Below are 23,246 nucleotides of genomic sequence, written 5' to 3'. Positions count from 1 at the left end.
GAGCGACGTGGAAAGGTGCGGGTCATCCGGTGGGTGCAAGTCCCACCCGGCCAACTCGATCGCTCCAGCCGGAAGCTATCGGAGCGGCGGCAGAGCTAACGAAGCCGTCGGAGCCTCCGAGACAACGGGTCGCCCCGGCGACTCGGCGAGCAGGCAGGCCGTAACGCGCGTGAACGCCGAGCAGGCCCCGAGAGAAATGACGAGGGGGCCGACCCGCCGACATAACGGGGAAGGCCGCCGCCGCTGGCGAGAAATGAGGCGGTGCAAGGGCCGCCTCACGAGCGATCCGACCCAGCGGTCCCTCCGGGGTAGTGGCGACGGCATGCCGGCACAGGGAGACCCGGCACGACACGTGAAGCCCCGCGCGGTGGCGGACGTGACCGCCGACCCGAAGCCCGTGAGGGCCGGGCCGGTCCGCCCGGGGTGAGGGACAGGCCCGTAGTACCGTCGAGGGCGGGTAATTCCTGCGGAGGGAAGGGGCCCGAGTCCGAGACCAGCGTCCGAAGGGGCATGAGAGCCGGGAGATTGGCCGTGAGCCTACCACCTCCACCGAAGGTTCAGGAGTCCCAGGAGGCGTTGCACGCCAAGGCGAAGGGATCGCCCGGCTATCGGTCCTACGCGCTGTACGACAAGATGTACCGCAGGGACGCCCTGGGATGGGCCGACGCCCGCTGCCGTGCCGACGGCGGCGTGCCGGGGGTCGATCGCCAGACATTCGCGGACATCGAGGCGTACGGCCTGGACCGGCGGCTGGGCGAACCGGCGGCGGGATTGAGAGCGAAGTCGTACCGCCCCCAGCCGGCCCGGCGCGTGTTCATCCCGAAAGGCGATGGCAAGCGACGACCGCTGGGCATCGGTACGATCCGGGATCGCGTGGCGCAGATGGCCGTGGTCCCGGTCTTGGAGCCGATCTCCGAGGCCGACCTGGGGCCGGAGCAACACGCCTACCGGGCAGGGGCTTTGGAGGTGGACTGATGCGTCGGCTAAACTGCTGCCACACCGGGATCGAGCTTGGCGTAGGCGGCCTCGAGCGAGACGCAGAGCGTCTCGGCCCTGGCCCGGTAGGCGGCGTTGACGGCGGGCCGGCCCCTGGCGACGACCGCCGCCATCAGGCCCACCACCGAGGGGAACAGCAACGCCCGGGTGGAGTGCCGCTGGGAGGCCCGCTCGAGGAGGGCGTTGATGGCCTGGGGGTCCAGGGCGTGCCCCAGGGCGGCCCGGGCCATGACGGCCACGGGGCTCTGCTCGGCGAACCGTTGCACCACCTCGTCCAGGGCCGGGGCCATCGTGCTGCCTCCGTGGAAATGGGCTATCTCCCGGTGTGGCAGCAGTTTAGCCGACGCATCAGTCCACCTCCAAAGCCCTGCCCGACCGGGGCTACGACGGCGAGGGGACCCGGGAGTATCTGCGGAGGCTGGGCATCGAGCCGCACATCGCCAGGAAGCGGACGCCGCACGGTAGCGGGCTGGGCGAGGTGCGGTGGGTGGTGGAGCGGACGATCGGCTGGGGTTGATCCGGGACGCCTGGACGACCCTGGCCGCGTGTGCCATCTGCTTTCGCAACCTCCACCACGATGTGATGTAATCCACCCGGTTTTGTCAGGGTTTTTACTCCGTCTCCCTCGACCCCAGGACAAATTCGCCGATGCCGTCGCCCCCGGGTGAGAGAGCCGAGGCCACGTCGACGGCCCTTGCGAATTCGTGCCGGCCGAGCAAGGCGTCCAACTTGTCACGTGCCGAAGCGATCCCGACGTAGGTGCGGACTTGGCTCGGGCGAGTGAGGGGAAGGCGTGGCTGAGCGGGGTCGAACTCCCAGGGGTGGAAGTAGAGGGTGGCGATCGGGATCGGGTGGCGCCGGGCGATCTGTCGGATCGTCTGCTCGAGGACGATGGACGGGAGCAGTCGAAAGTATCCGCCGCCTCCCGTCGGGAGGTTCATCCCGAGGACGCGGTAGGACGCTGGCGGCAATTCGAGCAGGGCGAGCCTCGGCCCTCGGGCGATGAACGGCCACCGGGGAGCGTCCGGGATGCCGTATCGATCATGGCGGACTGGATAGATCGAGGAATCATATTCAAACCCTACTTCGGCGATCACGTCGATGGCCCAGGCCGTCCTCCGCACGATACTGAACGTCGGCGCGCGGTAGCCGGAGACGACCTCGCCCGTGATCTGTTCGAGCGCATCCTTGGCCCGACTGGCGTCCCGGCGCAACGCCTCGGGCGACATGCGAAGGATCGAGGTATGATCCCAGCCGTGGCAGGCGATCTCGTGGCCTTCCCCATGTATTTCGCGGACCAGATCCGGGTCGCGGCACGCCAGGTCGCCGACGATGAAGAACGTCGCCCGGATTCCCCGCTCGCCCAGCATGCCGAGAAGTAGGCGCGTCGCCGGGCCGACGCGACCGGCGTAGTGCCGCCGGAGGTCCGCGTCGATCTCCAGCCCGGCCGCCGCCTCGATCCGATGGTGTTCCTCGACGTCGAAGCTCAGGACGATCCGAAGCCGATCCTCGGGGCGGGCGCGCATGCCGGCGTCGGCGACCGCCGGGTGTGCGAGGTGCTCGCGGCTCATGGGTGTGCTCCGGGGGCCCGGCCTCCGGGCGGGTCGGGCTGTCGACCGGGCGTAGGCCGCTTGGCGCCGGGCTCGAAGGCCCCGACACCCGCGGCGAGCCCCGAGATTCCGGGCCGATCGCCCGGGGAGGGCGTGGCGTAACCCACAAGTCGGAGGTCTCCCCGGTCCGGGTCGACGAACCATTCCGGTCGGGCGTCGAGGATGTTGGCCGACTGCTCAAGCCTGGCGCCGTCCCGGGCCGCCACGGAGTTGTTCGTCAGGTTGTTGCGCACCGTCGCGGCCGTCTCGGGAAACCGGACGCTGATCGACCATCGCAGCTTCCCCTCGACCAGGACGGTGTTGTGGTCGATCAGGACGTCGGGGCAGGCGCCGACCTCGATCGCTTCGTCGGCCCAGGGGGATCGATTGCAGATGGCGTTCCTCCGAATGACCCCACCGAGGTGATCCGCCCCGGGATCGCCGGCTCGCGGCTCCAGCCCGAATGCGATCCCCCGGTAGCAGTCGAGGACGAGGTTCCGCTCGACGATCGTATCTCGGGAGCCGTGCCAGAAGAGGACCGCCGGCCCGGCCCTATGGCCCTCGGCTTCGGGTCCGCGGATGCGCCGGAACACGCAGTCGCGCACGACCCAGCCGCGGCCCCCCAGGACGTCCACCCCGTTGGTATAGGAACTGGGGGCATGGTCGACGTACTCCAGGGTCGAGCAGGAGAGGAGGCCTCTGTGGGGGCCTCGGCCGTCCTCGCCCATGCTCCCCTTGACGAGTTGTTGGCCAGTCTCGACGACGCGGAGGTTGTGGAGCTCCACGTCGTCGGCCCCCAGCTCGCCTCGGACCTGGACCCCATGGTGCGCGACCAGGCCGACGCTCAGGTCGGCGATCGTCACCCGAGGCGCGCCGACGGAGAGGATCGTGCCGACCTGATGCTCATCGACCCCGGGGCCGCGCAGAACCACCTTGTTCCGGTCCCCGGACCGCCCGCGTATGACGATGTCGGGCACGGCGACCTCGAACCAGCGATTGATCTGATAGACCCCGTCCCGGAGGAAGATCGTCGTGTTGGGGCGTGCCCGGCCGACGGCGGCGATCAGCTCCTCGGCGGTGCCGACCTCGACGGATGTCTCCGTCGTCCGGGGCTGCCAGCCGCATTCGGGGCACCGATCGGCCGCCGAGCAGGCGACGATTATTGCGAGGATCACGGTCATGGTGGGCTCCCTGTGATTGGAGGAGGAGTTCCTCGCGGCGGTCGAAACCGGCGCGGTCGTTGCGGATCCCGGGAGGGGGAGGCCCGCTCCTCGGTCGCCGAAGGCCCGAGCCCAGGACCGGGCCGGCCCCGACTCGCGAGCTGTCTGCCCGGGGTGCGGGGGGATGGTCACGGATCGAGAGGCGATCGCCGGACGGCCTCCGGAGGATCAGGGGATCCCGCGTACGATCGCGGGGCCGACCCAGCGGGTCAGGGCCACGGGGAGCCGCTGCCAGGCCCGGATGGCATGCCGGTACCGGGGGTTGTCGGGGCGTAACTCGGAGGCGGCGCCGACCCGGACGTAGGACCGCCACCCCGCCGGGGCGGGGACGGCGCCCCACTGTTTCTTGAAGCGGTAGACCGGGGTGTCGGGCGTGGAGCGGCCGAAATCGAAGGTCTCCTGCCCCGCCGCGACGGCTCGCTCGAGAAGGTTGTGATACATTATCATATTCGCACACTGGTGATTGAACTCGCGTAGCGCGCCGGCGCTGGGCACCTCGGTGACCCCACGGCCGTGCAGCAGCATCGCCGCGGCGACGGGGCGTCGGCCGGCGCGGACGACGCAGAACTCGGCGAGGCCGGGGAAGCGCCGGGCCGCCTCGCGAAAGAGACGGCGGCCGAAGACGGGGGTCCCGAGGTCGCGCATGTTGCGGCAGAAGACCTCGTAGAAGGCATCGAGCTGATCCTCGCCGCCCCAGGTTACCTCCAGCCCGGACTTCTGTCCTTTGCGGATCTGATTGCGCACTTTGGAGCTCAGGGACGTCCAGAGCGTCTCGGGGTCGCCGGGCAGGGCCAGCCGCATGTAGGCCTTCTCGGCTGGCCGATGGGCGAGGGCGGGGTGGTCGAGGACATGCTCTTGGCGGAGCTCGAGGAACCGGACCTCGAGCCGGTCGGCCAGCGCCACAGCCTCGTCGACGAGCAGCCTGGCGACCGTCTCATCCTCGGCGAGGGCACCGCCGTAGTTCAGGTAGGGCAGGCCGACGAGGAACCGCCCGAAGAGCCGGGTGCGGAGGAAGCACAGGGGGAGCAAGCCCCGCGTCCGATCCCCCTCAGCGACCTCGATCCAGAAGGGGGTGTGCCCCAGCCCTCGGGCCAGCACGGACGGCCAGGCCGGGTGGTAGCTCAGGGGCCCGGGGCCGCGTTCGGCGACGAAGGCCTCCCAGCGAGCCATCAGCACATCCGGGCATTCGCCGGCGTGCATGAGGACCCGGGTCTTGCCCGGACGTCCGGGGGAGATGATCATGACGAGGTCACCTCGAGGGACGTCGTTGACGGCTCGGCGAGGCCGAGTAGTTCGTCGTAGAGCTTGCCGATCGTCCGCATCCGGGTGCGGAAGCAAGAGCGTCGATCGATCGTCTCGCGGCCGGCCCGCCCGAGGCGGCTCCGCCGGCCCGGGTCGCGCAGGAGGCTGCCGAGCGACTGCGTCAGTTCGTCGACGGAGCCGGGTTCCACGAGCACCCCGTCTTCCCCGTCTACGATCAGCCTCGGGACCCCGGCGACCCGGGTGGCAACGACCGCGACCTCCATCGCCATGGCCTCGAGGACCACATTCGGCAGGCCCTCGCGCAGGCTGCTCAGGGCGAAGATGTCCATCGCGTGGAACAGGTCGATCGGTTCGGGGAGGAACCCGAGCAGGCGGACACGGTCCCGGCAACCGAGATCGTCGATCAGGGATCTCAACCGTGACTCGTCATCCCCCTCGCCGGCGATCAGGAGATCGAAATCGTGCCCGTCCCGGATCAGGCGGTCGGCTGCCCGAATCAGGAGGTCGAACCCCTTCTCGGCCGAGAGCCGGCCGACGGCGCCGACCACCGTGCGGCCGGCCGGGACGCCGAAGCGGGCCTTCGCCTCGTCGGGGGCCGAACGGCGGACGAACCGCTCCGTGTCGATGCCGTTCTCGATCAGCAGGCAGCGATCGCGGGGGACGCCCAGGTGCAGGCAGCGTTGGTGGAGGTCCTCCGAGACGCAGATCACCCGCTCGTAGTGCGCCAGGCAGGCCCGATCGATGCCGTAGTAGAGCGGGGTGCGGCTGGTCTGCTTGACCCACCCGTGGACGGTCGTGACCAGCCGCATCGGCCAGAACGGCCTGAGCATCAGGCCCAGGAGGTTGCTCTTGTAGTCGTGGCCGTGCCAGATCTCTACCCCCTCGCGGCGGCAAATCTCCAGCATCCGGCGGACGACGCCCACGTCCCAGGGGCCGCGGTCGGGGACCGGCAGCAGGGGGGCCTCCAGCTCCTCGGCCCGACGCCTGAGATGCTCGAACCCGGGGTCGCCGGGCGGGTGCATGTAGGCGCAAAGCATCCGATACCCCGCCGGCAGCAAGAAGCGCGGCGAGTTGAGGATCGTCTTGTCGGGCCCGCCGCCGGTGCCGCAGACGACCCTGGCGTCGAGGACGGTCGTGAGGTTCGGCATGGAATTCAGGGAAGATTCGTGGTCGGGGTCGCACAACGGATCGCATCGGTGATGGCGTCGCGGGCCGCCTCGCCGATCACGTCCCAATCGTAGGATTCGAGGGCCAGGGCGCGGGCCCGGCCGGCGAGGCGTCGGCCCGTCGCCGGGTCGTCGAGGAGACGCTCGACCGCCCCGGAGAACCGACCGCGTTCGGCGATCACGAGGTGCTCGTCGTGCCGGACGCGAAGGCCTTCGCATCCCACAGGTGTGCTGACGACGGGGAGGCCCGCGGCGAATGCCTCGAGGATCTTCAGGCGGGTCCCGCCCCCGGTCTCGAGCGGCACCGCCAGCACGTCGGCGTCGGCCAGGTACGGGCGGACGTCGGCCACCGTCCCGGTCACCTCGACGCCGGGCCGGCCCCCGAGCGAGCGGACCTCCCGGGAGGGGTCGCGGCCGACGACCCGGAGCCGGGCCCCGGGGAACCGCTCTCGGACGGCGGGGAGCACCTCGGTCGCCAGAAACCGGGCGGCCCGGGCGTTCGGCTCCCAGGACATCGCGCCGATGTAGAGCAGCGTCGGGATCGGGGTCGACCGCCCCTCGGGCAGGTCGGCGTAGGAGGCGGCGTCGACGCCGTTGGGGACGACGCGGACGTCCCCGGCCCCGAGGCCGGCGAAGTGGCGGGCGTCGTCCTCCGAGACGGTGAGCAGGATGTCGGCCCCCTCGGCAGCCGACCGCTCGGCCCGCCGCAGCAGGGCGGCCTCTCGGCGCAGGTACAGGGAGACCGGCCCGGGCGCCCGCTCGGCCGAGGCCCTGCGGGCGATGGTGGAGTAGACGTTGTGGAGGTCGAGAACGATCGGCAGGCCGCCCAGTAGCCTGCGGAAGGCGAATGAGTCGAGATGGTCGAGATAGACGGCCGCCGGCCCTGTCGCGACGAGCTTGCGGAGCTGGCGGCGGACGGCCCGGCGGTCGTGCCTCCGGTAGAAAACGTAGGGCTGGCCCCTTCCCGCGGCGGCAAGGGCCCGGGCGGCCTCCCGCCAGGGCGATCGCGGGCCGACGGCCGCCACCTCGACTTCGATGCCGTGGTCGCGCAAGGCGGCGATCGCCCCGGCGTCGTCGGGGCCGGCCGCGGTCACCAGCCGGACCCGGTAGTGGAGGGCGGCGGCGCGGAGCAGATGGAACGTCCGGAGGTGTCCCCCGGTGTTCAAGGGCCAGGGGAGCTGGCTGGTCACCGCCAGGACCGTCGTCATCGCCTCGCCCCCGGCCGGCCCGGCCGGGCGGCCGGGGGCCCCGATTGGGGCCCGGTCGTAGTCTGGTCGGACGATCATCGGGCGGCCCCCCCGGCCGGTCCGGCGGCGACAGCCGCCGCGATTCGCCCGGCCGACATCCTCGCGTAGAGCTCGGCATAATGCCCCACCATCCGGGTCTCCGAGAAAAGCTCGCGGGCCCTCTGCCGGCCGAGGTCGCCGAGTTCGGCCCGCTGCCGGTCTTCCCCGATCAGCGTCGCGACCCGATCGGCAATCGCCTCGGGGTCGCCGGCCGGCGCGAGGAGGCCCGTCCGGCCGGGCTCGACGACCTCGGCGACGCCGCCGACGTCGGTCGAAACGACGGGCAGGCCCGCGGCCATGGCCTCGATCAGCGTCAGGGGGATCCCCTCGCTGATGCTCGTCAGCAGGGCGAGATCCGCCCCCGAGAGGAGGCGAGAGACGTCCCTTCGGAGGCCGAGGAGCAGGACGTTGCGCCCCAGATCGAGCCGCCGGACCTCTCGCTCGATCGCCGGCCGCTCCGGGCCTTCCCCGACCAAGACGAGCCGGGCGTCGGGGTGCCGCCGGGTGACGAGGCCCATAGCCCGGACCGCGGCCACATGGTCTTTGAGCGGGTCGAGCCGGGCGACCTGGATCGCCATCGGGTCATCGGGGCCGATGCCCAACTCGCGGCGGACCCCCTCGCGGTCGCCGTCGGTGTCGGACGGGTCGAGGTCGATCCCGTTGTAGACGACCTCAACGCGCTCGGCCGGGATGCCTTCGTTCTCGATCAGGGCCTTCCGCACGGCCCGGCCCACGCCCACGACGCGGTCCCGGCGCTCCAGGAGCAGCCGGTTGGCGACGATCCGCTTGCGGCGAGGATAGTCCGGGAAATGCCGGCCGTGCTCCGTGAAGAGGATCGCGGGGCGCCGGTAGAGCCTCCGGGCGATCAGGCCGTAGAAGAACGGCGTGTACTGGTGGGCGTGCAGCACGTCGACCCGCTCTCGGCGGAGCAGCGTCGCTAGGTTCAGGGCACATCGGCCGTCGAGCCCCGGCCGCCGGCCGAAGACCTCGACGGGGAACCCCTCGTCCCGGAGCGCCTCGCCGAGCGTGCCAAGGTCGTCGAGGCAGGCGAAGACGAACCGAAACTCATCGCCGAGGCGCCGGGCCATGATGGCGGCCAGGACCTCGGCGCCGCCGACCTCGAGGCCGTGCAGCACCTGGCAGATCGTTGGCCTTGGGCTCATCGGGGGGGCCTCCTCGCCGGGACGGCCCGACGCCAGTCGAGGTAGCGTACCCAGCGTGTCGGGTCGGCGATCCGGACGGAGGCGACGATCAACCCTCCGGGCCGTTTCAGCTGGTCGAAGACGCGACGCTTCTGCCCCCTAAAGGCCGACGGGGGGCCGGTCGGGCAGTCGAACGCCGGGCGGGGGGCCGCGTCCGGGGGGCGGCGGCGGAGGTGTTCTTCCCGGAGGCCCTCGAGCATCACGAGGGCGACGGACCGGGCGACGTCCCGCGACGGGAAGCCAGTCAGGTCGGCCCAGGCCCGGTCGCCCAGGGCGTCGGCCTTGCGGAGCATCGCGGGGCGGAGCGGCTCGTCGGCGTGGGCCGAGGCCAGGCGAAGGATGTTGGCCTTGCGGAGATCCTGCGCCGCCCAGGTCTCGGTCGGGTACTCCAGCCGGTCGGGGTGGTCGAGGTAAGGCGCCTCGTGCTCGGCCATCCACCGGGCGTAGTGGACTAGGGCGGCCTGCGCGTAGGCATAGACGGGGTCGACCTCGCCGGCCTCGGCCTTGAGGGCGAGGTAGCGGGAGAGGACGGACAGGAAGACGGTGTAGGACCAGCGGCGCTCGGCGTCGAGCAGGTCGAGCGCCGGGAGGTCATCTTCGGGGTGGACGACGCGGCGAATCAGCTCCTCGGCCTTGGCGAGGTAGCCGGGCTCTCGGGTGAGGAGCCAGGCGTCGAGCAGGGCGTTGACCGAATTGCCGGCGCCCCGCCCGGGCCCGTGGTAGTCGGCCTCGGCCGTCTGGCTGGCCAGGCCGGTCGGCCCGTCATCGACGACCCCGAGGACGTTCCTCGAGCCGTCGTCCATGCCGACGACCCAGTCGGCCAGGCTCAGGACGGCGTCCCGGGCCTGGGGGTCGCCGGTCAGGTAGTGGTAGTGCAGCAGCCCGGTCGTGTAATTGTGCTCATTGCTCGGGCCACCGCCGTAGTCGCGGCCGGGGGGCCGGTTGGCCGACGAGAAGGAGCGGTGGGTGCTGGAGGCCGCGTCCCGGTAGTGGTCGGTGTGCCAGAACAGGCCGCCGTTGTAGGCGGCCTTGTCCCGGTCCGTGTGGTAGATGTCGATGTCGATGACGTGTCGGGCGAGGGCGTCGAGCAGGTCGGCCCACCGGGCGTCGGCCGTCCGGAGGGCATGGACGGCGAACCCAAGGACCATGTCGTACTGGTTGTTGTAGTGGGAGACGATGGGACGGGGGCCGTCGTAGTACGCCTCCTCGTGGTCGGCGTGGACCTCGCCGAAGTGGCGCCAGCCGTATTCGTCGACGGTCTCTCGGCGGGTCGGAAGGCTCCGGTCGCCGTCGAGGATGCCGCCCAGGAGGGCATCGGTCCTCGGCGAGGGTATGCTCGGGGGGGCGGTCAAATAGGGGACAGCGCCGGACTTCGCGTACCAATCCGGGGAGGCGAAGGCTCGCGCCGGTCGCCGGGCCCACCCGAGCGGGTCGATCGGCGTCGTGCCGGGAGGGCCGACGTGGAGCCAGGCCGAGTGCGTCTTCTGCTCGCCCCCCTGAAGCTCGAAGTCCCCGACCGCTTGCCCGGGGAACAGGCGAAGTCGCAGGGCCCGGCCGTCCGCCTCGACGGCCTTCGGGAATTGATGCCAGAACTCGGGCATCGCGGCGGTCAGCTGCCCGAGGGGGCCCCGGATCGAGACGATCGGTTCGGCCCGGAGGCCGCGTTCTTCGATGCCCCCGAGGCGGAGACGATAGCCCCGGAAGGCCACGGGGATCCGCCCGAGGTAATCGACGTGGTTGCGGCTCTGCCAATGCTCGCCGCCGCTGGAGTCCTGGTAGATCTCCAGGGGACCGCCGGGGGCCGATCGCGGCGGCTGTCCCTCCTCCGCGGACCACGAGAGGGCCGCTTCGCCGGGGCCCGAGAGGCCGACAGATAGCGACAGATCTCGGAATCGGATCGAGCCGGGGTCGCCCAGGTCCCAGAGGCCGCCGGGGTGTCTGGGCCGCCTCGGGTTGACGACCGTAAATCGAAGGCGGACCAGCCCGGTCCCGGCGAAGAAGCAGAGCCGAGCGAGGAACCGGCAGGGGGAACGCCCCGGGAACCCCCCCTCGACCCGCACCGTGACCCGGACGGGGCCGGCCTCCTCCATCGCCAACGCTTCGACCCGAGGGGGCCGGGGTCGGCCCGATCGATCGACCAGGACGGCCGAGGTCGAGCCCGGATCCAGGACGTCCTCGCCGCCGACACGGGCCCCGGCCAGGGGGAACGTCGATCGGTCGAGCCGGAAGACCACCGCCCCGGTGTCGACCTCGATCGCCCCGTCGGCTTGGGCGACTCGGAGGGGAGTCGCTTCCGCCCGGGCAGGATCGGCGGTCCTGAGCTCGAGTGACCAGGCCGCCCGACGCTCCGGATCCTGGGTGGCGATGAAGTCCAGGAGCACCCACTTCGCGCTCCCGTCGGGCCATCGGGCGAGGGTCCGGGCCTGGAGCGTTGCGGGGCGGCCGTCGGGATCGCGCAGCGAGAGCCCCCCGGGGTTTGCCAGCATCCCCGCGGGGAACGGGAGCCCGACGGTGACCGGGCCGGGGGCCGGAGAGGCCCAGCCCCCCTCGACCGCGAGGGGGATGGCCTGCATCCTCTTGGCCGGCCGGGAGGGCACGGGTATGGTCTCACCTCGTTTCGAGGCGACGTCGATGGGAATCATCGGGTAAACATCCCCGGGGCGGAGCGGCCGACGGGATCGAGATGGCGGGCGGCCCATCGGGCCAGGACGAGCAGCGACCAGAGGACGTTGCCGTGCCGGCCCGCCCCGGAGCAGTGGTGCGAGAAGAGCCGTCCGGCCACCGGCTGGTCGATGAGATCGGCGACCCGGGCCCTCGGATCCAGCACCGAGGACTCGAACAGGGCCCGGAGCGGGCCCCGGAGCCAGTCATCGACCGGGATCTCGAACCCCTGCTTTCGGCGGTGGACGGCGACGGACGGGAGCCGATCCTCGAACGCCCGCTTGAAGATCCACTTCCCCTCGCCCGATCGAACCTTCCACCGGGAGGGGATCCGGGCGGCCAGTTCCATCAGCTCATGGTCCAGCAGCGGCGGGCGGACCTCCAGGCCGTGGGCCATGCTGGCCCGGTCGACCTTGACCAGGAAGTCATCCGGCAGGATCACGGCCACGTCGGCCGAGAGCATTGCGGCGAGGGGGTCGCCCGCCGGGGCGGCCGCGAAGGGGGCCCGGATTGCCGAGGCCGGGTCGTGCCCGCCGAGGGCAGCGGCGAGGTCTCGGGCCATCAGTCGCCGCCTCAAGGGCGGTCGGCACAGGGAGAGGCTGTTGGCATAGGCCCGGTCGGGCTCGAGCGCCAGGTTGGTCAGGGCCATCTTCGCACGGAGCGGCCGGGGGAGCCAGTCGGCCTTCGGCCAGGCCCGGGCCAGCGGCCCCAGCGTCGATCGCCGAAACCAGCCGGGCAGCATCCCCCGCACGGCCGCCTCCCGGAGGTCATGCCTGTACCGGGCGTATCCGCCGAAGGCCTCGTCGCCGCCGTCGCCCGAGAGCACCACCTTGACGCCCCGCCTCGCGAGCCGGGAGACGAGGAACGTCGGGACGGCCGAGGCGTCGGCGAACGGTTCGTCGAAGTAGAAGGCCAGTTCGTCCAGCAGCTCGGCGGCGTCCGGGGTGACGACCTGCTCCGAGTGCCTGGTCCCGAACCGATCGGCGACCTGCCGGGCGTATGGCAGCTCGCTGAAGGCCTCCTCGAGGAAGCCAATCGAGAAGGTACGCGGCGGCTCCGGCGAGCCGTCGGCCCCCAGGGCGACCACCACACTCGAGTCCAGGCCGCCGCTCAGGAACGCCCCGACCGGCACGTCGGCGACGAGGTGGGCCCGCACCGCCTCGTCCACCTTGGCCCGGATCGCCTCCTGCCACTGCTCGGGCGTCGGCCGGTCGTCCGGCTCGAAGTCAAGGGCCCAGTAGCGACGGCGATGCTGGCCCCAGGGGACGGTCCGGGCCTCCAGGACGTGGGCCGGCGGCAGCTTCTCGATCCCCTTCAGGATGGAGCGGGGCCCGGGGACGAACCCGAAGGCCAGGTAGTCCTCCAGCGCCTCGGGGTCGACCGCGATGTCGAGCCCAGGGCCGTGGGCGAGGATCGCCTTGAGTTCGGAACCGAACAGCACCTTCTCGCCGTCCCGGTAGACGTAGAGCGGCTTGATCCCCAGGCGGTCTCTCGCCAGCAGGAGCTTCCCCCGGGGCCGGTCCCAGAGCGCGAAGGCGAACATCCCCCTCAGCCGATCGACGAGGCGGTCGCCCAGCTCCTCATAGAGGTGGACCAGGACTTCGGTGTCGCTCCGGGTCCGGAAGCGGTGTCCTCGGCCCTCTAGCTCTCGATGTATGTCCCGATAGTTGTAGATTTCCCCGTTGAAGACGACCTGGACCGAGCCGTCCTCGTTGCCGATCGGCTGGTCGCCACCGGATAGGTCGATGATCGACAATCGCCGATGAACCAGCCCGACGCCCGGCTCGACCAGGAAGCCCTCGGCATCGGGCCCCCGGTGGGCAATCGCGTCTCCCATCGCCTTCAACGCGACCGGGTCGACCGGGCGATCGCGGTCGGCGTAGATCAGTCCGGCGATTCCGCACACGGATCAAATCCTGAGGTTTGATGCCGATCGAGGGAAATGAACGTGACGTTCGGAGTCAGACTCCTCCGGGCGTCGCCACGGCATTGATCCCAGGAGAGTAGGATACGAGCAGCCCCCATGGACGACCTCGCACACTTCTGCCGCTTGAACCCAGAATGCCCGGACCACGGCATCCGGGGTGGATCGAACTTCGCCGTCCACAGCCGCTACGGCCAGCAGCGGCGCCGCATCCTCGGCTGCCGCAACTGCGGTGGGCGCCGAGCGCAAGGGCACGCCCCTGTTGCACTCGCACCTGAGCGACGAGAAGGTCGACTCGCTGCTGGAGCACCTGGCCGAGGGCTGCGGCGTCCGCCAGACCGGGCGGCTGGTGAAGGGGCACCGCGATACCGTGATGCGCTACGGATGCCTGGCCGGGCAGCATGCCCATGACGCCCACGACGAGCTCGTGGATTTTTCCCTGAGCACCCGTGAGGCCCAGTTCGATGAGAAGTGGTCCTTAGTGGCCAAGAAGCAGGCCCACTGCGACCCGGCCGACGAGCAGAAGGGGGGCTGGTGGGACCACGTCGGCTAAGACCCCGAGCACCGGCTGGTCGTCTGCGTCGTGCCGGGGGCACGCTGCGGCGAGAACGCCGAGGCGGTGATCGCCGAGTTCCGGCGGCACACCGGAGGCCGGCCGATGCGGCTGATCACCAGCGACGAGCACTGGCCGTACAAGGAGGCGGTCCTGCAGGCCTACGGGGTCGAGGCGACGGCCACGCCGAGCGGCCGGCCGATCCGATCGCCGCGTAAGGTGGCCCCGCCGTCGCCGCGCTACGCGGCGGTGCACAAGGTGCGGCGGCTGGGGCGAGTAGCCCGGCTGGTGATCCGCCTGGCTCTCGGCACTGCCGCCCTGCTGGCCGCGGCGCTGGCTGGCTCGGCGGTCAACCACGTGGTCAACGTGCCGCTGCTGGAGCCGCACCACCTGACCGACCGGTATCGCAATGCCCGAAAGGCGCGGAGGACCTGCCGCTTCTTCAAGGATTGGGAGGCGCGCGAGGCGACGACCTCTTACACCCTCTACGGCTACAACTTCTGCTGGCCGGTGCGGACGCTGCGCGTGCGATCCCCGGATGGACTGGGGCCGGGACGGACTCCGGCGATGGCGGTAAGCCTGGCCGATCAAGTCTGGTCGCTCGCGGAGTAGCTGAGATTTCCTGTTATCAAACGTCCGTAGGAAACAACCGAGGGCGACAAAGTCGAATTTATTGACTTATTAAAATATATAAAAAATTATGTCTAATTTCGACAATATTGGTGGAGAGCGCGGGGACGGGCCAACGACCAACGTGATGAAATTTCTCAACAGTTCATTTAAGTGTGCGGCGTCGAACCGTCGTGGGCGGTGAGGTCGCGGCGGTCGCCCTAGGGGCCTGCGGGTTCGGCTGGCCGATCGCCGGGGGACCCCGCCCGGGACCGGAGCACGTGAGCGGGCACTCCGACGGCGATCGCGTAGCAGGGCACGGGCCTGCTGACCACCGCGCCCGCCCCGATGACACAGTGCGCGCCAACGTCGGCCATGACCACCGATCGCTCGCCGATCCACGAGTCCTGGCCGATGGTCACTCGGGGCCACGAGCCCGGCTGCTCGCGAATGGGTACGTCGAGGCGTTCGATGCCGTGCTGCTCGGAGCCGTTCATGATCGAGACATGGGAGCCGACAATCACGTCGTCCTCCAGGGTCACGGCTCCTAGGCAACAATAAGCGCCCACGTACACGTTGCGCCCGACCTCAGCCGTTGGGTGGGAGAGGATGGTCCCGAAGCCCAGGCAGGCATCGGGACCGCATCTCGGGAGGACGCGACGATAGAACGCACGCCGCAGGTAGACGCCGCTGAGGCCCGGGATGAGCGCGAAGGCCTGAGACCACCCCGGGAAGGCCCGATCTGCACCGACGGCGGTCCGGCCAATTGCATAAAGCAGGATAGCCGGGATGACGAGGACCGAAGCCAATCCGTCGGCAATTGACTTAAACGTCGACTTCATGCTCGTGAAAGCAGGTATCCTGCGATCTGCAGCGCACCATCTCGCGGAAGATGCTACCGGCCCGGGGCGCGAGTTCGTCCCAGCTGAATTGGCCACTGACCCAGGCACGTGCCGCGAGCCCCATCCGCGCCATGCGCCCGCGATCGGAGAGGATGTTGATGATCGATTCGGCCAGCTCTGCCGGGTCGTCGGCGGCGACAACCCATCCGGTTTCGGGGATCTTCATGGTCTCGGCCGTCCCCCCGGAATTGCCGGCGATCACGGGCTTTCCACAAGCTTGGGCCTCCAGCAGGACCATCCCGAACCCCTCGATATCCTTGCCGACTTGACGGTTGGGGAGCGTAAACATATCGCATTGTTGATAACAACGGATGAGATCCTCATCGGCAAGCTCGCCCAGGAACTGCACATGGCCTGCCAGGCCGGCGCATGCGGTGAGTTCCCCGAGGCGGTCCCGCTCCTCGCCGCCTCCGACGACCGAATAGAGGACATCCGGGATCGTCCGCCGGACCTTTCCTACCGCCTCGATCATCCGGTCGTGCCCCTTGCGCTGTTGAAGCCGACCGACCGTCAGGATCACCGGACGGTCGCCCCAGCCCAATCGGGCTCGGACGGCGGCATCTCGAGGCGCGGGGACGAACCGATCGGTGTCGACGCCAGGGTGCAATACCCGGACACGATCGACCGGGAGCCCCCACTCCTGCCTCAGGATCCGTTCGGTATTCCGGCTGTTGGCGATGACGAGGTGGGCCCCCCCCAATACGCGTCGGGCCAGCCAGTGGTGTTCTCGACTCAGTGTCGCTGTATTCACGTCTTCCCCGTGCACGTAGCAGGCGTAGGGGATCCCGACCGAATGCCTCAAGGCCAAGGCCATGATCCCCTCGGGAAGACAACGGCCGCTGTGGATCGCGGTGACGTGGTGCTCGGCGGCTAGCCGGCGCAGCCGCAGAATCGCCCTGGTGTAGCCCTGCAGCCCGCATAGGCTGGCGATCCCCCACTGTTGGAGTGTCAACGGCATGCGGACAATCCGCAGGTCGTGTGCCCGGTCGTACGACTCCTGCTGCGGGTCTTCCCCCGCGGCGATGAGGAAATCGGCCCGAGGCAGTCGCCGGTAGATCTCCCAGAACCAGCGGCCGCTGCCGCCGTGCCGGGGGGGGAAAATCTCGCTGATCAGGAGGGTGGTCAAGGGTGGCCTTTCGCGGTCAGAGGTGGGCGGCGAACGGCTCGGGAATGACCCCGGAACGCGTCGATCCCAGGAACTCGCCCAGGACTTCTTCGCAGGCCGCCTCATGGTCCTCGAACCAGCCAGCTTCGGCGTACTGCCGCCATTTCCCCAGGACAGGCGGCTCGATGAGCAACCGCAGTGCGGCCAGGTCAGCGCCGATGATCCCCACCCTATCGAATAGCTCAATGAGCTGCTCTTCGGGGCGACCCATGAATCGTTCAAACTGTATAGAATAGTGGCAAAAATGTTCGCCAAATATATACGACAGTATCCATATATAGTAGAATATTCGATAGGGATGCGCGTCGGACCGTTCTTCGAGGAACGGGAAGCGGTATTTCAGGTCAGCGGCCCACGTCCCGAGATAGAATTTGTCGAAGGGGATGAAATCGGCCATCGTCCCGTCCCGCGGGAAGCGGATGAGGTCACCCTGGAGCGTCGAACACCACTGATCACGTGGATGTCTGTATATGTGAATGAACGTTGCCCGGGGGTACTGGCGGCGGAACCAGGGAAGTCGGAAGTCGATCCGATTGAACTGGAGGACCGGCCGCCCCGGGGCCCGCTCGATCAAGGTGTCCACATAGCCGGTCAGACCCGGGTCCCAGGCGTCCTCGGCCATCAGCAAATCCCTGCGAATCCAATCCTCTCGGTACCACCTGCCCAGATCGTCCAAGCCGTCGTATTCTCGCCAGTAATCGGCGACCTTGCGGTGGGTCGAGTCAGTGTGGCCGCCTCGCGACCGGCGGTCGAACCAGCGACGCTCGTTGAGTGGCTCGTAGTAGGCCGTCACGCCCTCGACATTCCGGAACAAGTTCCAGAGCAGGGTCGAGCCGCTCCGGAACCGCCCCGTGACGAAGATGATGTCGTCCCGGCCCGTGGCACGGGCACGGTTGGCCGGCCGGCCGAGGTCGTTGTACGGAGGGGAGATATTCCACCCCGAGGGCGGGCGGAAGGGCATGCCGGGGGATGCCTCGGAGATGATCCGCCTGCCGTCGTCCGTGCCGAGGGCACGTTCCAGGAATCGGTAGAACCTGCGCCGCGCCACACCCCTGATCGCGCCGAAGGGGCGCCACCGCTGTTGGAGGGAGGGCCGGTTATCGCTTGGGAACGCCATAGGAATCCGATGGTCACGAGGGCAGCGGCAACCTTCCCGGGCGTCGGCTCCCCCGGCGGAGTCTCCCTTGGAGCTCGTCGTAGAGGGACCCGATCCGCTCGCAGTAAGCGTGCAGGGAGGACTCGGCGAGAACGGCGGACCGGGCGGCCTCGATCAGCGGACCGAAGGTGTGGGGCTCGAAGAACAGCCGCTCCAGGCGGTCGGTGGACCGCTGGCCGAGCAGCCGTACCCGATCGCCCAGGCCGAGCCCCTCGATGAGGGATCGCAAGTGGTCCGTGTGGGCCCCTTCGCCCCCCGCTCGACACTGGCCAGCGAGCACGCCAGCGGGATGCCCCGCCGGGCCAATTCGGCGACCGCGCGGATGGCGGTTTCCTGGCCCTGGTGTGCCGCGAGGTTGGCCAGCATCAGGGCCAGCGGCGAGCCGAGGACGGCCCGGCGGGCAATGCGCCGACCGTCGTCGCTGGTGAACGCTTGGGCGAGGGCTTTGAAGAAGCGGCCGCGCAATCGGTCTTGGGAGGCGGCCAGCTCTTCCGGTGCGGCTCGCGGGGGGAATGGCCCATTGGCGTCACGCCCTCAGGATTGGGTGAGGTCATCGCGGATCCGGCGGAGAGACCGCTTGGCGCCTCCCTCGGGGATACGAGCGAAGCAAGCTTGAGCGAGCCGGGTTGAGGCGCGACGGGCGGTCCACAAAGCGTCGGCAAGGCAGAGATCCCAGTCGAGACGACCGACGTAGTCCTTCGCAGTGAGTGAATTGTCGGTCTGATAAGCACCTCGGTAACCGATGTTTTGGACGTAGCTCGGTTTCATGCAGATCACTGGATATCCGGCGGCGCTTAATCTAAGGCCGTAGTCGTGATCGAAGGCGAGTTCGGTCACCCGGAAAGGGCCAACGGCCTCGTAGACATCGCGGGGCAGCAGCCAGTTCTGGGCCATCTGGCGCTTCTTCAGGAGCACCTCGCTGGTAGGCAGGCAAACCGTGCTGTAGGCGGGGCGTGCGGGCACGTTGAGAGCGGTGAAGACGCCATTAAGACCGACCTCGGCGGCTTCCCGGTAGACGCTGATGAGACGCTGGAGCCAGCCGGGGTGGTAGATCATGTCGTCGTCGCAGAGGACGAAGAACTCGGCGTGGGGATATCGGTCGACAACCCTGGGGAAGTTGTAAGATTGTCCTGTGTTCGGCCCCATATTGTAGGGGTTCCTCCAGACTTCGACCCTGTCGTGTGATCGGGCTAGGTGTTCGAGATATGGGCTTATCTCCCGGCTCGGGCTGCAGTCATCGATCAGGATGATGCGAATGTTGAGCGGCAGGTCACTGTTCAGAAGGCTCGGCAAGCTCTTGCTGATGTACCTGAAATCGTGCCGGTCATCCCCAGCCCAGACCTTTACCATGAGTGGGATCGATGTAATGCTCATTAGAATCTCTCCGGCCGCCACGAATCTTGGGGTCAGGTCATGGGGTCGAGGCAAAACAACGCAGATTGCTTCATGTTTCTCAGGGCACGAACCCAGGCCGGCGGCAGCAAGGTGGAGGCCGTCAGTAACCACGTGTATGTGTCGGTTGGTCGACGCCTAATAGCGCTGAGTAACGATCGGCGAGCAGTAGGAAACCTTCCCTCATCAAAATTGATGTAACCTATGGAGAAGTACAAGCCAAAGAGCCTGTCGTTGGTCTCTCGAAATCCTAGGGATTGAGCGAGCTGACTATCTTCGCTCAACGCCTTTAGAACCACATAGAGCTCATCCTCAACCATCATTAGCGTCTGCTTGCTCGCGTTGCCGGAGTGAAGGCGATATAGGACGGTTGGTCGGTCGAGGTATGCCAAATCGTACCGTCTTGCGATCCGCCACCAGAGGTCGTAGTCCTGCGTGGTCGGCCGGCGGATCTGTTCGTCGAAGCCCCCAATTCGGTCTAAGCATTCTCTGCGTACAAGCACAGTCGAGGGGCAGACAGCGTTGCGTCGGAAGAACTGGTGGTAGCAACGACCTGTGTAACCATGTCGCATCTTGTTCCGGATCGCCCGTTCCCCAGTCTCATTATCCCAGAAATAAACATCGCTGTGAACCAAGGCCGCTTCTGGATGTTTTTCGAGCGTTTCCATCTGTAGAGCCAATTTGTTCGGGAGCCAAATATCGTCCGCGTCGAGAAATGCAATCAGATCCCCCATCGCAGCGGCAATACCCCTATTCCGAGCAGCGGACAACCCAGCGTTTGGTTGTTGATAATAGCGAATGGAACCCATATATGGTTTCAGAACGTGTGATGTGGCATCGGTAGACCCATCGTCGATTACGATGATCTCGAACGGCTGCACTGACTGCCCTAGAGCACTTTCCACAGCAGCCGTGACAAACGACCCGCTGTTGTAGGTCGGGATAATGACACTGACAGTCTGCCTCAACACTAGCGCGCCACCTCCAGGGACGTTTGATACGAATCTTGACGCCGAGAGGTAGCGTGTAGCGACCAATCGGCTGGTCGGGCTTTCTGGGCCAAGGCACTCACGATGGCCTCTGGGATATATGAGGCACAGTTACACGTCGAAATGATGACGTTGACGCTACTCGACGCCCCAGGCGGCGATTTCGCGAGAGCCGAATCCGTCATTCGCTGATGACTCGAATGTAGGTCCGTCGTCACGTGAGCGCTCCTGCCTTCCGCCAGAGCCAGTGCGCCGGGACCTTCGCAGCGGCGGCCATTCGCTGTCGGAAGAGTTGGCCGGACCCCGCGGGATGCCAACTGAGTAGCATGCGGAGGGCTGAGCGATGATCCCCGGCCTGCCGTGCCCCGTAGGCGGCCTGGAGCAGGTAGCGGTTCGCCAGGCCCAACGGATCGGCCGTCGATGCGCGGAGGAATCGGTGCCAGTAGGCGAGCCGGACGTCGGTGTCTGCCCTCTCACTCAAGGTTGGCGTGATCATCCGGACCGCATGCGTGGTCGAGAACGCCTTGCGATAGACTGCCTCCAACCGGTCGAGCCAGGCCACGCCGGTGTGGCACTCGCGGACCCGCTGCTGGAGTGACGCGGCCAGGTGCCGCCGCTCGTCGGGGAGCTCCGCGAGGCGACAGACCGCTTCGACGTAGTCCTCCTCGCTCGCGGGATTCGGGGCGAGCGTCTCTATGCCGTGGTTGGTGACCAGTAGGTCGAGGAGCGGGCTGTGGGGCAGGACGACCGGGAGGCCGGCTAGGCAGGATTCGAGCACCGACGTGGCCGAGCCGAAGGGGAAAGGCTCCAGGAACAGGTCGGCCGCCGCGCGGTAGGGGCTCGGCTCCTCGACCGGACCGACGCAGTGGATCCGCTCGTGCAGCGTCTCGTCGAGGTGGCCCTGGGCCTCGAGCGAGGTGAGTCCGACGACGATCAGGTGGGCGCTGGGAAGTCGCTCTAGGAGGAGGCGGGCGGTCCTCAGGAAATTCTGGCGTGCCGTGGGGCGGAACTTGATCGCGCGACCGACCGAGAGCAGGACGAATGTGTCGGCCGGAATCCCGAGTCGCCGGCGGGCCGCCTCGCGGCTCAGGATCGGGGGCGGCTCGAGTGGGATCGGGAGGGTGACGTTGAGGGGCGTTTGTCGCCGATCGGCGAGACGCTGGCTGAGGTCACGCTGATTGATGACGAGATCGGTCACCGAACTCCCGAGCCAGAAGGCGTGATCGGCGTGGTTGAGCACCGCGACGGGCGGCCCGCCTCGGCCGGCGAACGCCAGGGTGGGCAGTATGTCGTGGCCGCCGTGATGAAGCACGACGAGATCGGCCTGGCTCCGAGCGCAGGCCCGGAGGTGCCCCCCCCGCTCGAGCCGAGTCGCGTTGCGAGGGCACTCCATCAACGATCCACCGCTGCGCGCGATCGCCTCGACGAGGCAGCGTGGGGTCGATCCGTCGGGCTGCGCGGTCATGTAGAGATGATGTGTGCTGGCCCGATCGGCCCTTACCCAATTATCGAGCGTCCGCGTCATTCCGCCGATGCCGAACGCCTCGGTCACGACGTGAAGGATGCGGCGCTTGGATGACAGGACGGTCGGACCGTTAGAGGACCCAGATGCTGAGGGAAGCCGCTCCCCGACCTCCAGGATCATCCGTTCCAGGAAGCCGTCGGCGAATCGCCCGGTGTGAAAGTTTATTGCGAATCCGGCGGTGATCTCCGCAGCGATCAGCCGAGACTCCTCGCGCATCCCGGCGACGCGGTCGCAGACCGCGCGCAGCGATTCGTAGATGGCGTCATGGACCGCAACGAAGCGGGCGCCGTCGTCCGGATCGAGGGGACCATTCATCCGTGGGTCTCTGAAACCTTGGCCGAGTAGACCTCGCGCGTCCGCCACACGGCTGGTACGCTGAGGAACCCTCTCGTCGAACGCCAACGATAGTGGCTTTCTCTGCCCTCTGAGAAGCGCAAGACGGAGAAGTCGAGGGCACCGCGGACGAAGTCCGCCGTGCGGCCGTCGTTGTAGTGCACGCCGAGGTCGATTGAGTAATCCTGCGGCAGCAGTGGGATTTCGAGTTCGGCGCTGACGACGTGCCTCCCGCGCTTGATCGCGGCACCCGGCGGCTCGGCGTCGAGCGTCGTTGAGTAGGTGACCTGGACGCCGTCGGTAGTGCTGACGCTGACCTCCCAGTGGGCGTCGGGGAGATCACGCGCGAGGTCGCATGTGAACTCGACGCGGAACGGCTGTTTGTAGAAGAGCTGACGGGTCTCCGTGCCAGATAGGTCGGTGAGCCGCACAGACCGGAAGCTAGCCACCCCGTGGACGTCGCGATGACGCGGTGCTTCGTCGGGGATGACGCCGGTTTGGGCCATCTCGGAGTCGGCCCGGATGTAGCGGTTGACGACGTCACTCACGTCGCCGTCCATGAGGACCCGACCCCCGTCGAGCAGCACGCCTCGGGAGCAAAGCGACTTGACGGCGGCCATGTTGTGGCTGACGAAGAGGATCGTGCGGCCCTCTCGGCTGACGTCGCTCATCTTGCCGAGGCACTTCTTCTGAAAGGCCGCGTCGCCGACGGCCAGGACCTCATCCACGATCAGGATCTCGGGCTCGAAGTGGGCGGCGACGGCGAAGCCGAGGCGGACGAACATGCCGCTCGAATAGCGCTTGACGGGCGTGTCGAGGAACTTGTCGATCTCGGCGAAGGCGACGATCTCATCGAACTTGCGGGCGATCTCGCGGCGGCTCATGCCGAGGATGGAGCCGTTGAGGTAGACGTTCTCGCGTCCGGTCAGTTCCAGGTGGAAGCCGGTGCCGACCTCGAGCAGGCTGCCCAACCGGCCCCGATACTCGACCCGCCCCGAAGTGGGCTCAGTGATCCGGCTGAGGACCTTCAGCAGGGTCGACTTGCCGGCCCCGTTCCGACCGACGAGGCCGATGACCTCTCCGGGCTGGACCTCGAAGCTCACATCGTCGAGCGCCTGATGAACGGTGGGGGCGACGATCCGCCGCGAGTCCGCCGGGCGGAGCCTGCCGGCCGCACGGCTCGTGGCGCCGATGCCTTGCATGATCGACTCGCGGAGCGTGCGGTAGGGCTCTTCGCCCCCGGAGCCGATCGCGTAAGTCTTAGAAAGGTTCTGGACGGTGATTGCGGGGGGCATCTCGGATTCCTTCAGCTTCT

General features: G+C 68.3%; 20 protein-coding genes and 1 pseudogene. 4 read left to right on the top strand and 17 right to left on the bottom strand.

The window, feature by feature from the left end; genetic code table 11:
- Window positions 1–531: 531 nt before the first annotated feature.
- A complete protein-coding gene (locus tag ElP_RS37335) occupies window positions 532–975 on the top strand; it encodes a reverse transcriptase family protein (RefSeq protein ID WP_145280034.1) in 444 nt (147 codons plus the stop codon).
- Window positions 976–983: 8 nt separating this feature from the next.
- Here ElP_RS37335 and ElP_RS37330 read toward each other — a convergent pair whose 3' ends face one another.
- Window positions 984–1,286 carry a hypothetical protein gene (locus tag ElP_RS37330; protein WP_145280032.1) on the bottom strand — a complete coding sequence of 101 codons (303 nt, stop codon included), beginning with the start codon at window positions 1,284–1,286 and terminating at the stop codon, window positions 984–986.
- Window positions 1,287–1,369: 83 nt separating this feature from the next.
- On the opposite strand from ElP_RS37330, the pseudogene ElP_RS40480 reads away from it, so the two are divergent.
- Window positions 1,370–1,507 (top strand): annotated as a pseudogene (locus ElP_RS40480) (IS5 family transposase); the annotation flags it as partial.
- A gap of 100 nt (window positions 1,508–1,607) precedes the next feature.
- Here the strand turns inward: ElP_RS40480 and ElP_RS37325 are convergent.
- The 8 genes from ElP_RS37325 to asnB form a co-directional block, all read right to left on the bottom strand.
- Window positions 1,608–2,567 (bottom strand): XrtA system polysaccharide deacetylase, encoded by a 960-nt coding sequence (locus tag ElP_RS37325; protein WP_145280030.1) that lies wholly within the window; start codon window positions 2,565–2,567, stop codon window positions 1,608–1,610.
- The gene (locus tag ElP_RS37320; RefSeq protein WP_145280028.1) at window positions 2,564–3,766 is read right to left on the bottom strand and encodes a right-handed parallel beta-helix repeat-containing protein; all 1,203 of its coding nucleotides are present in this window, start codon (window positions 3,764–3,766) and stop codon (window positions 2,564–2,566) included. Before ElP_RS37320 ends, ElP_RS37325 begins: the two co-directional genes overlap by 4 nt.
- Window positions 3,767–3,973: 207 nt before the next feature.
- Window positions 3,974–5,047 (bottom strand): FemAB family XrtA/PEP-CTERM system-associated protein, encoded by a 1,074-nt coding sequence (locus ElP_RS37315; protein ID WP_145280026.1) that lies wholly within the window; start codon window positions 5,045–5,047, stop codon window positions 3,974–3,976.
- Window positions 5,044–6,252 (bottom strand): glycosyltransferase family 4 protein, encoded by a 1,209-nt coding sequence (locus ElP_RS37310; RefSeq protein ID WP_231749953.1) that lies wholly within the window; start codon window positions 6,250–6,252, stop codon window positions 5,044–5,046. The genes ElP_RS37315 and ElP_RS37310 overlap by 4 nt, the downstream gene beginning before the upstream one ends.
- On the bottom strand, window positions 6,222–7,520 hold the full coding sequence (locus ElP_RS37305; protein ID WP_145280022.1) for a glycosyltransferase family 4 protein: 1,299 nt from the start codon (window positions 7,518–7,520) through the stop codon (window positions 6,222–6,224). The genes ElP_RS37310 and ElP_RS37305 overlap by 31 nt, the downstream gene beginning before the upstream one ends.
- Window positions 7,517–8,683, bottom strand: a complete 1,167-nt coding sequence (locus ElP_RS37300; protein WP_145280020.1) for a glycosyltransferase — start codon at window positions 8,681–8,683, stop codon at window positions 7,517–7,519. The genes ElP_RS37305 and ElP_RS37300 overlap by 4 nt, the downstream gene beginning before the upstream one ends.
- Window positions 8,680–11,364, bottom strand: coding sequence for an RIFT barrel domain-containing protein (locus ElP_RS40920; protein ID WP_145280018.1), 2,685 nt, complete (start codon window positions 11,362–11,364; stop codon window positions 8,680–8,682). The genes ElP_RS37300 and ElP_RS40920 overlap by 4 nt, the downstream gene beginning before the upstream one ends.
- On the bottom strand, window positions 11,361–13,289 hold the full coding sequence (gene asnB / locus ElP_RS37290) for an asparagine synthase (glutamine-hydrolyzing) (RefSeq protein WP_145280016.1): 1,929 nt from the start codon (window positions 13,287–13,289) through the stop codon (window positions 11,361–11,363). The genes ElP_RS40920 and asnB overlap by 4 nt, the downstream gene beginning before the upstream one ends.
- 280 nt (window positions 13,290–13,569) lie before the next feature.
- Between asnB and ElP_RS39205 the strand changes: the two genes are divergently transcribed.
- Window positions 13,570–13,860: a helix-turn-helix domain-containing protein gene (locus ElP_RS39205; protein WP_197447238.1), complete on the top strand. Its 291-nt coding sequence runs from the start codon at window positions 13,570–13,572 to the stop codon at window positions 13,858–13,860.
- Window positions 13,861–13,890: 30 nt separating this feature from the next.
- The gene (locus ElP_RS37280) at window positions 13,891–14,472 is read left to right on the top strand and encodes a hypothetical protein (RefSeq protein WP_145280014.1); all 582 of its coding nucleotides are present in this window, start codon (window positions 13,891–13,893) and stop codon (window positions 14,470–14,472) included.
- 218 nt (window positions 14,473–14,690) lie between these two features.
- Here the strand turns inward: ElP_RS37280 and ElP_RS37275 are convergent, their stop codons facing one another.
- The 8 genes from ElP_RS37275 to ElP_RS37240 all read right to left on the bottom strand — a co-directional run bounded on the left by ElP_RS37275 (window position 14,691) and on the right by ElP_RS37240 (window position 23,226).
- Entirely contained in the window at window positions 14,691–15,311 is a 621-nt protein-coding gene (locus ElP_RS37275; protein ID WP_145280012.1) for an acyltransferase, read from the bottom strand.
- Window positions 15,295–16,497, bottom strand: coding sequence for a glycosyltransferase family 4 protein (locus tag ElP_RS37270; protein ID WP_197447237.1), 1,203 nt, complete (start codon window positions 16,495–16,497; stop codon window positions 15,295–15,297). Before ElP_RS37270 ends, ElP_RS37275 begins: the two co-directional genes overlap by 17 nt.
- Before the next feature lie 16 nt (window positions 16,498–16,513).
- Complete coding sequence (locus tag ElP_RS37265) at window positions 16,514–17,497, bottom strand: sulfotransferase (RefSeq protein ID WP_231749952.1); 984 nt, start codon at window positions 17,495–17,497, stop codon at window positions 16,514–16,516.
- Between the two features lie 169 nt (window positions 17,498–17,666).
- The gene (locus ElP_RS37260) at window positions 17,667–17,921 is read right to left on the bottom strand and encodes a hypothetical protein (RefSeq protein WP_145280006.1); all 255 of its coding nucleotides are present in this window, start codon (window positions 17,919–17,921) and stop codon (window positions 17,667–17,669) included.
- Window positions 17,922–18,226: 305 nt separating this feature from the next.
- Window positions 18,227–19,042, bottom strand: coding sequence for a glycosyltransferase (locus tag ElP_RS37255; protein WP_197447235.1), 816 nt, complete (start codon window positions 19,040–19,042; stop codon window positions 18,227–18,229).
- Between the two features lie 56 nt (window positions 19,043–19,098).
- Window positions 19,099–20,055: a glycosyltransferase family 2 protein gene (locus ElP_RS37250; protein WP_197447234.1), complete on the bottom strand. Its 957-nt coding sequence runs from the start codon at window positions 20,053–20,055 to the stop codon at window positions 19,099–19,101.
- A 232-nt stretch (window positions 20,056–20,287) separates the two neighbouring features.
- Window positions 20,288–22,000, bottom strand: coding sequence for a glycosyltransferase family 4 protein (locus ElP_RS37245; RefSeq protein ID WP_145280000.1), 1,713 nt, complete (start codon window positions 21,998–22,000; stop codon window positions 20,288–20,290).
- Complete coding sequence (locus ElP_RS37240) at window positions 21,910–23,226, bottom strand: ABC transporter ATP-binding protein (protein ID WP_145279998.1); 1,317 nt, start codon at window positions 23,224–23,226, stop codon at window positions 21,910–21,912. Before ElP_RS37240 ends, ElP_RS37245 begins: the two co-directional genes overlap by 91 nt.
- Window positions 23,227–23,246 lie beyond the last annotated feature (20 nt).

Origin of the sequence: Tautonia plasticadhaerens (assembly GCF_007752535.1) — a bacterium.
GTDB classification, from domain to species: Bacteria; Planctomycetota; Planctomycetia; order Isosphaerales; family Isosphaeraceae; genus Tautonia; species Tautonia plasticadhaerens.
This window is presented reverse-complemented; position numbering and strand designations above follow the sequence as displayed.

Coding starts and splice junctions, on each gene's coding strand:
- ElP_RS37330 (WP_145280032.1), bottom strand. CDS start 1,286: ATGGCCCCGGCCCTGGACGAGGTGGTGCAACGGTTCGCCGAGCAGAGC.
- ElP_RS37325 (WP_145280030.1), bottom strand. CDS start 2,567: ATGAGCCGCGAGCACCTCGCACACCCGGCGGTCGCCGACGCCGGCATG.
- ElP_RS37320 (WP_145280028.1), bottom strand. CDS start 3,766: ATGACCGTGATCCTCGCAATAATCGTCGCCTGCTCGGCGGCCGATCGG.
- ElP_RS37315 (WP_145280026.1), bottom strand. CDS start 5,047: ATGATCATCTCCCCCGGACGTCCGGGCAAGACCCGGGTCCTCATGCAC.
- ElP_RS37305 (WP_145280022.1), bottom strand. CDS start 7,520: ATGATCGTCCGACCAGACTACGACCGGGCCCCAATCGGGGCCCCCGGC.
- ElP_RS37300 (WP_145280020.1), bottom strand. CDS start 8,683: ATGAGCCCAAGGCCAACGATCTGCCAGGTGCTGCACGGCCTCGAGGTC.
- ElP_RS40920 (WP_145280018.1), bottom strand. CDS start 11,364: ATGATTCCCATCGACGTCGCCTCGAAACGAGGTGAGACCATACCCGTG.
- ElP_RS37275 (WP_145280012.1), bottom strand. CDS start 15,311: ATGAAGTCGACGTTTAAGTCAATTGCCGACGGATTGGCTTCGGTCCTC.
- ElP_RS37265 (WP_231749952.1), bottom strand. CDS start 17,497: ATGCCCTTCCGCCCGCCCTCGGGGTGGAATATCTCCCCTCCGTACAAC.
- ElP_RS37255 (WP_197447235.1), bottom strand. CDS start 19,042: ATGGTAAAGGTCTGGGCTGGGGATGACCGGCACGATTTCAGGTACATC.
- ElP_RS37240 (WP_145279998.1), bottom strand. CDS start 23,226: ATGCCCCCCGCAATCACCGTCCAGAACCTTTCTAAGACTTACGCGATC.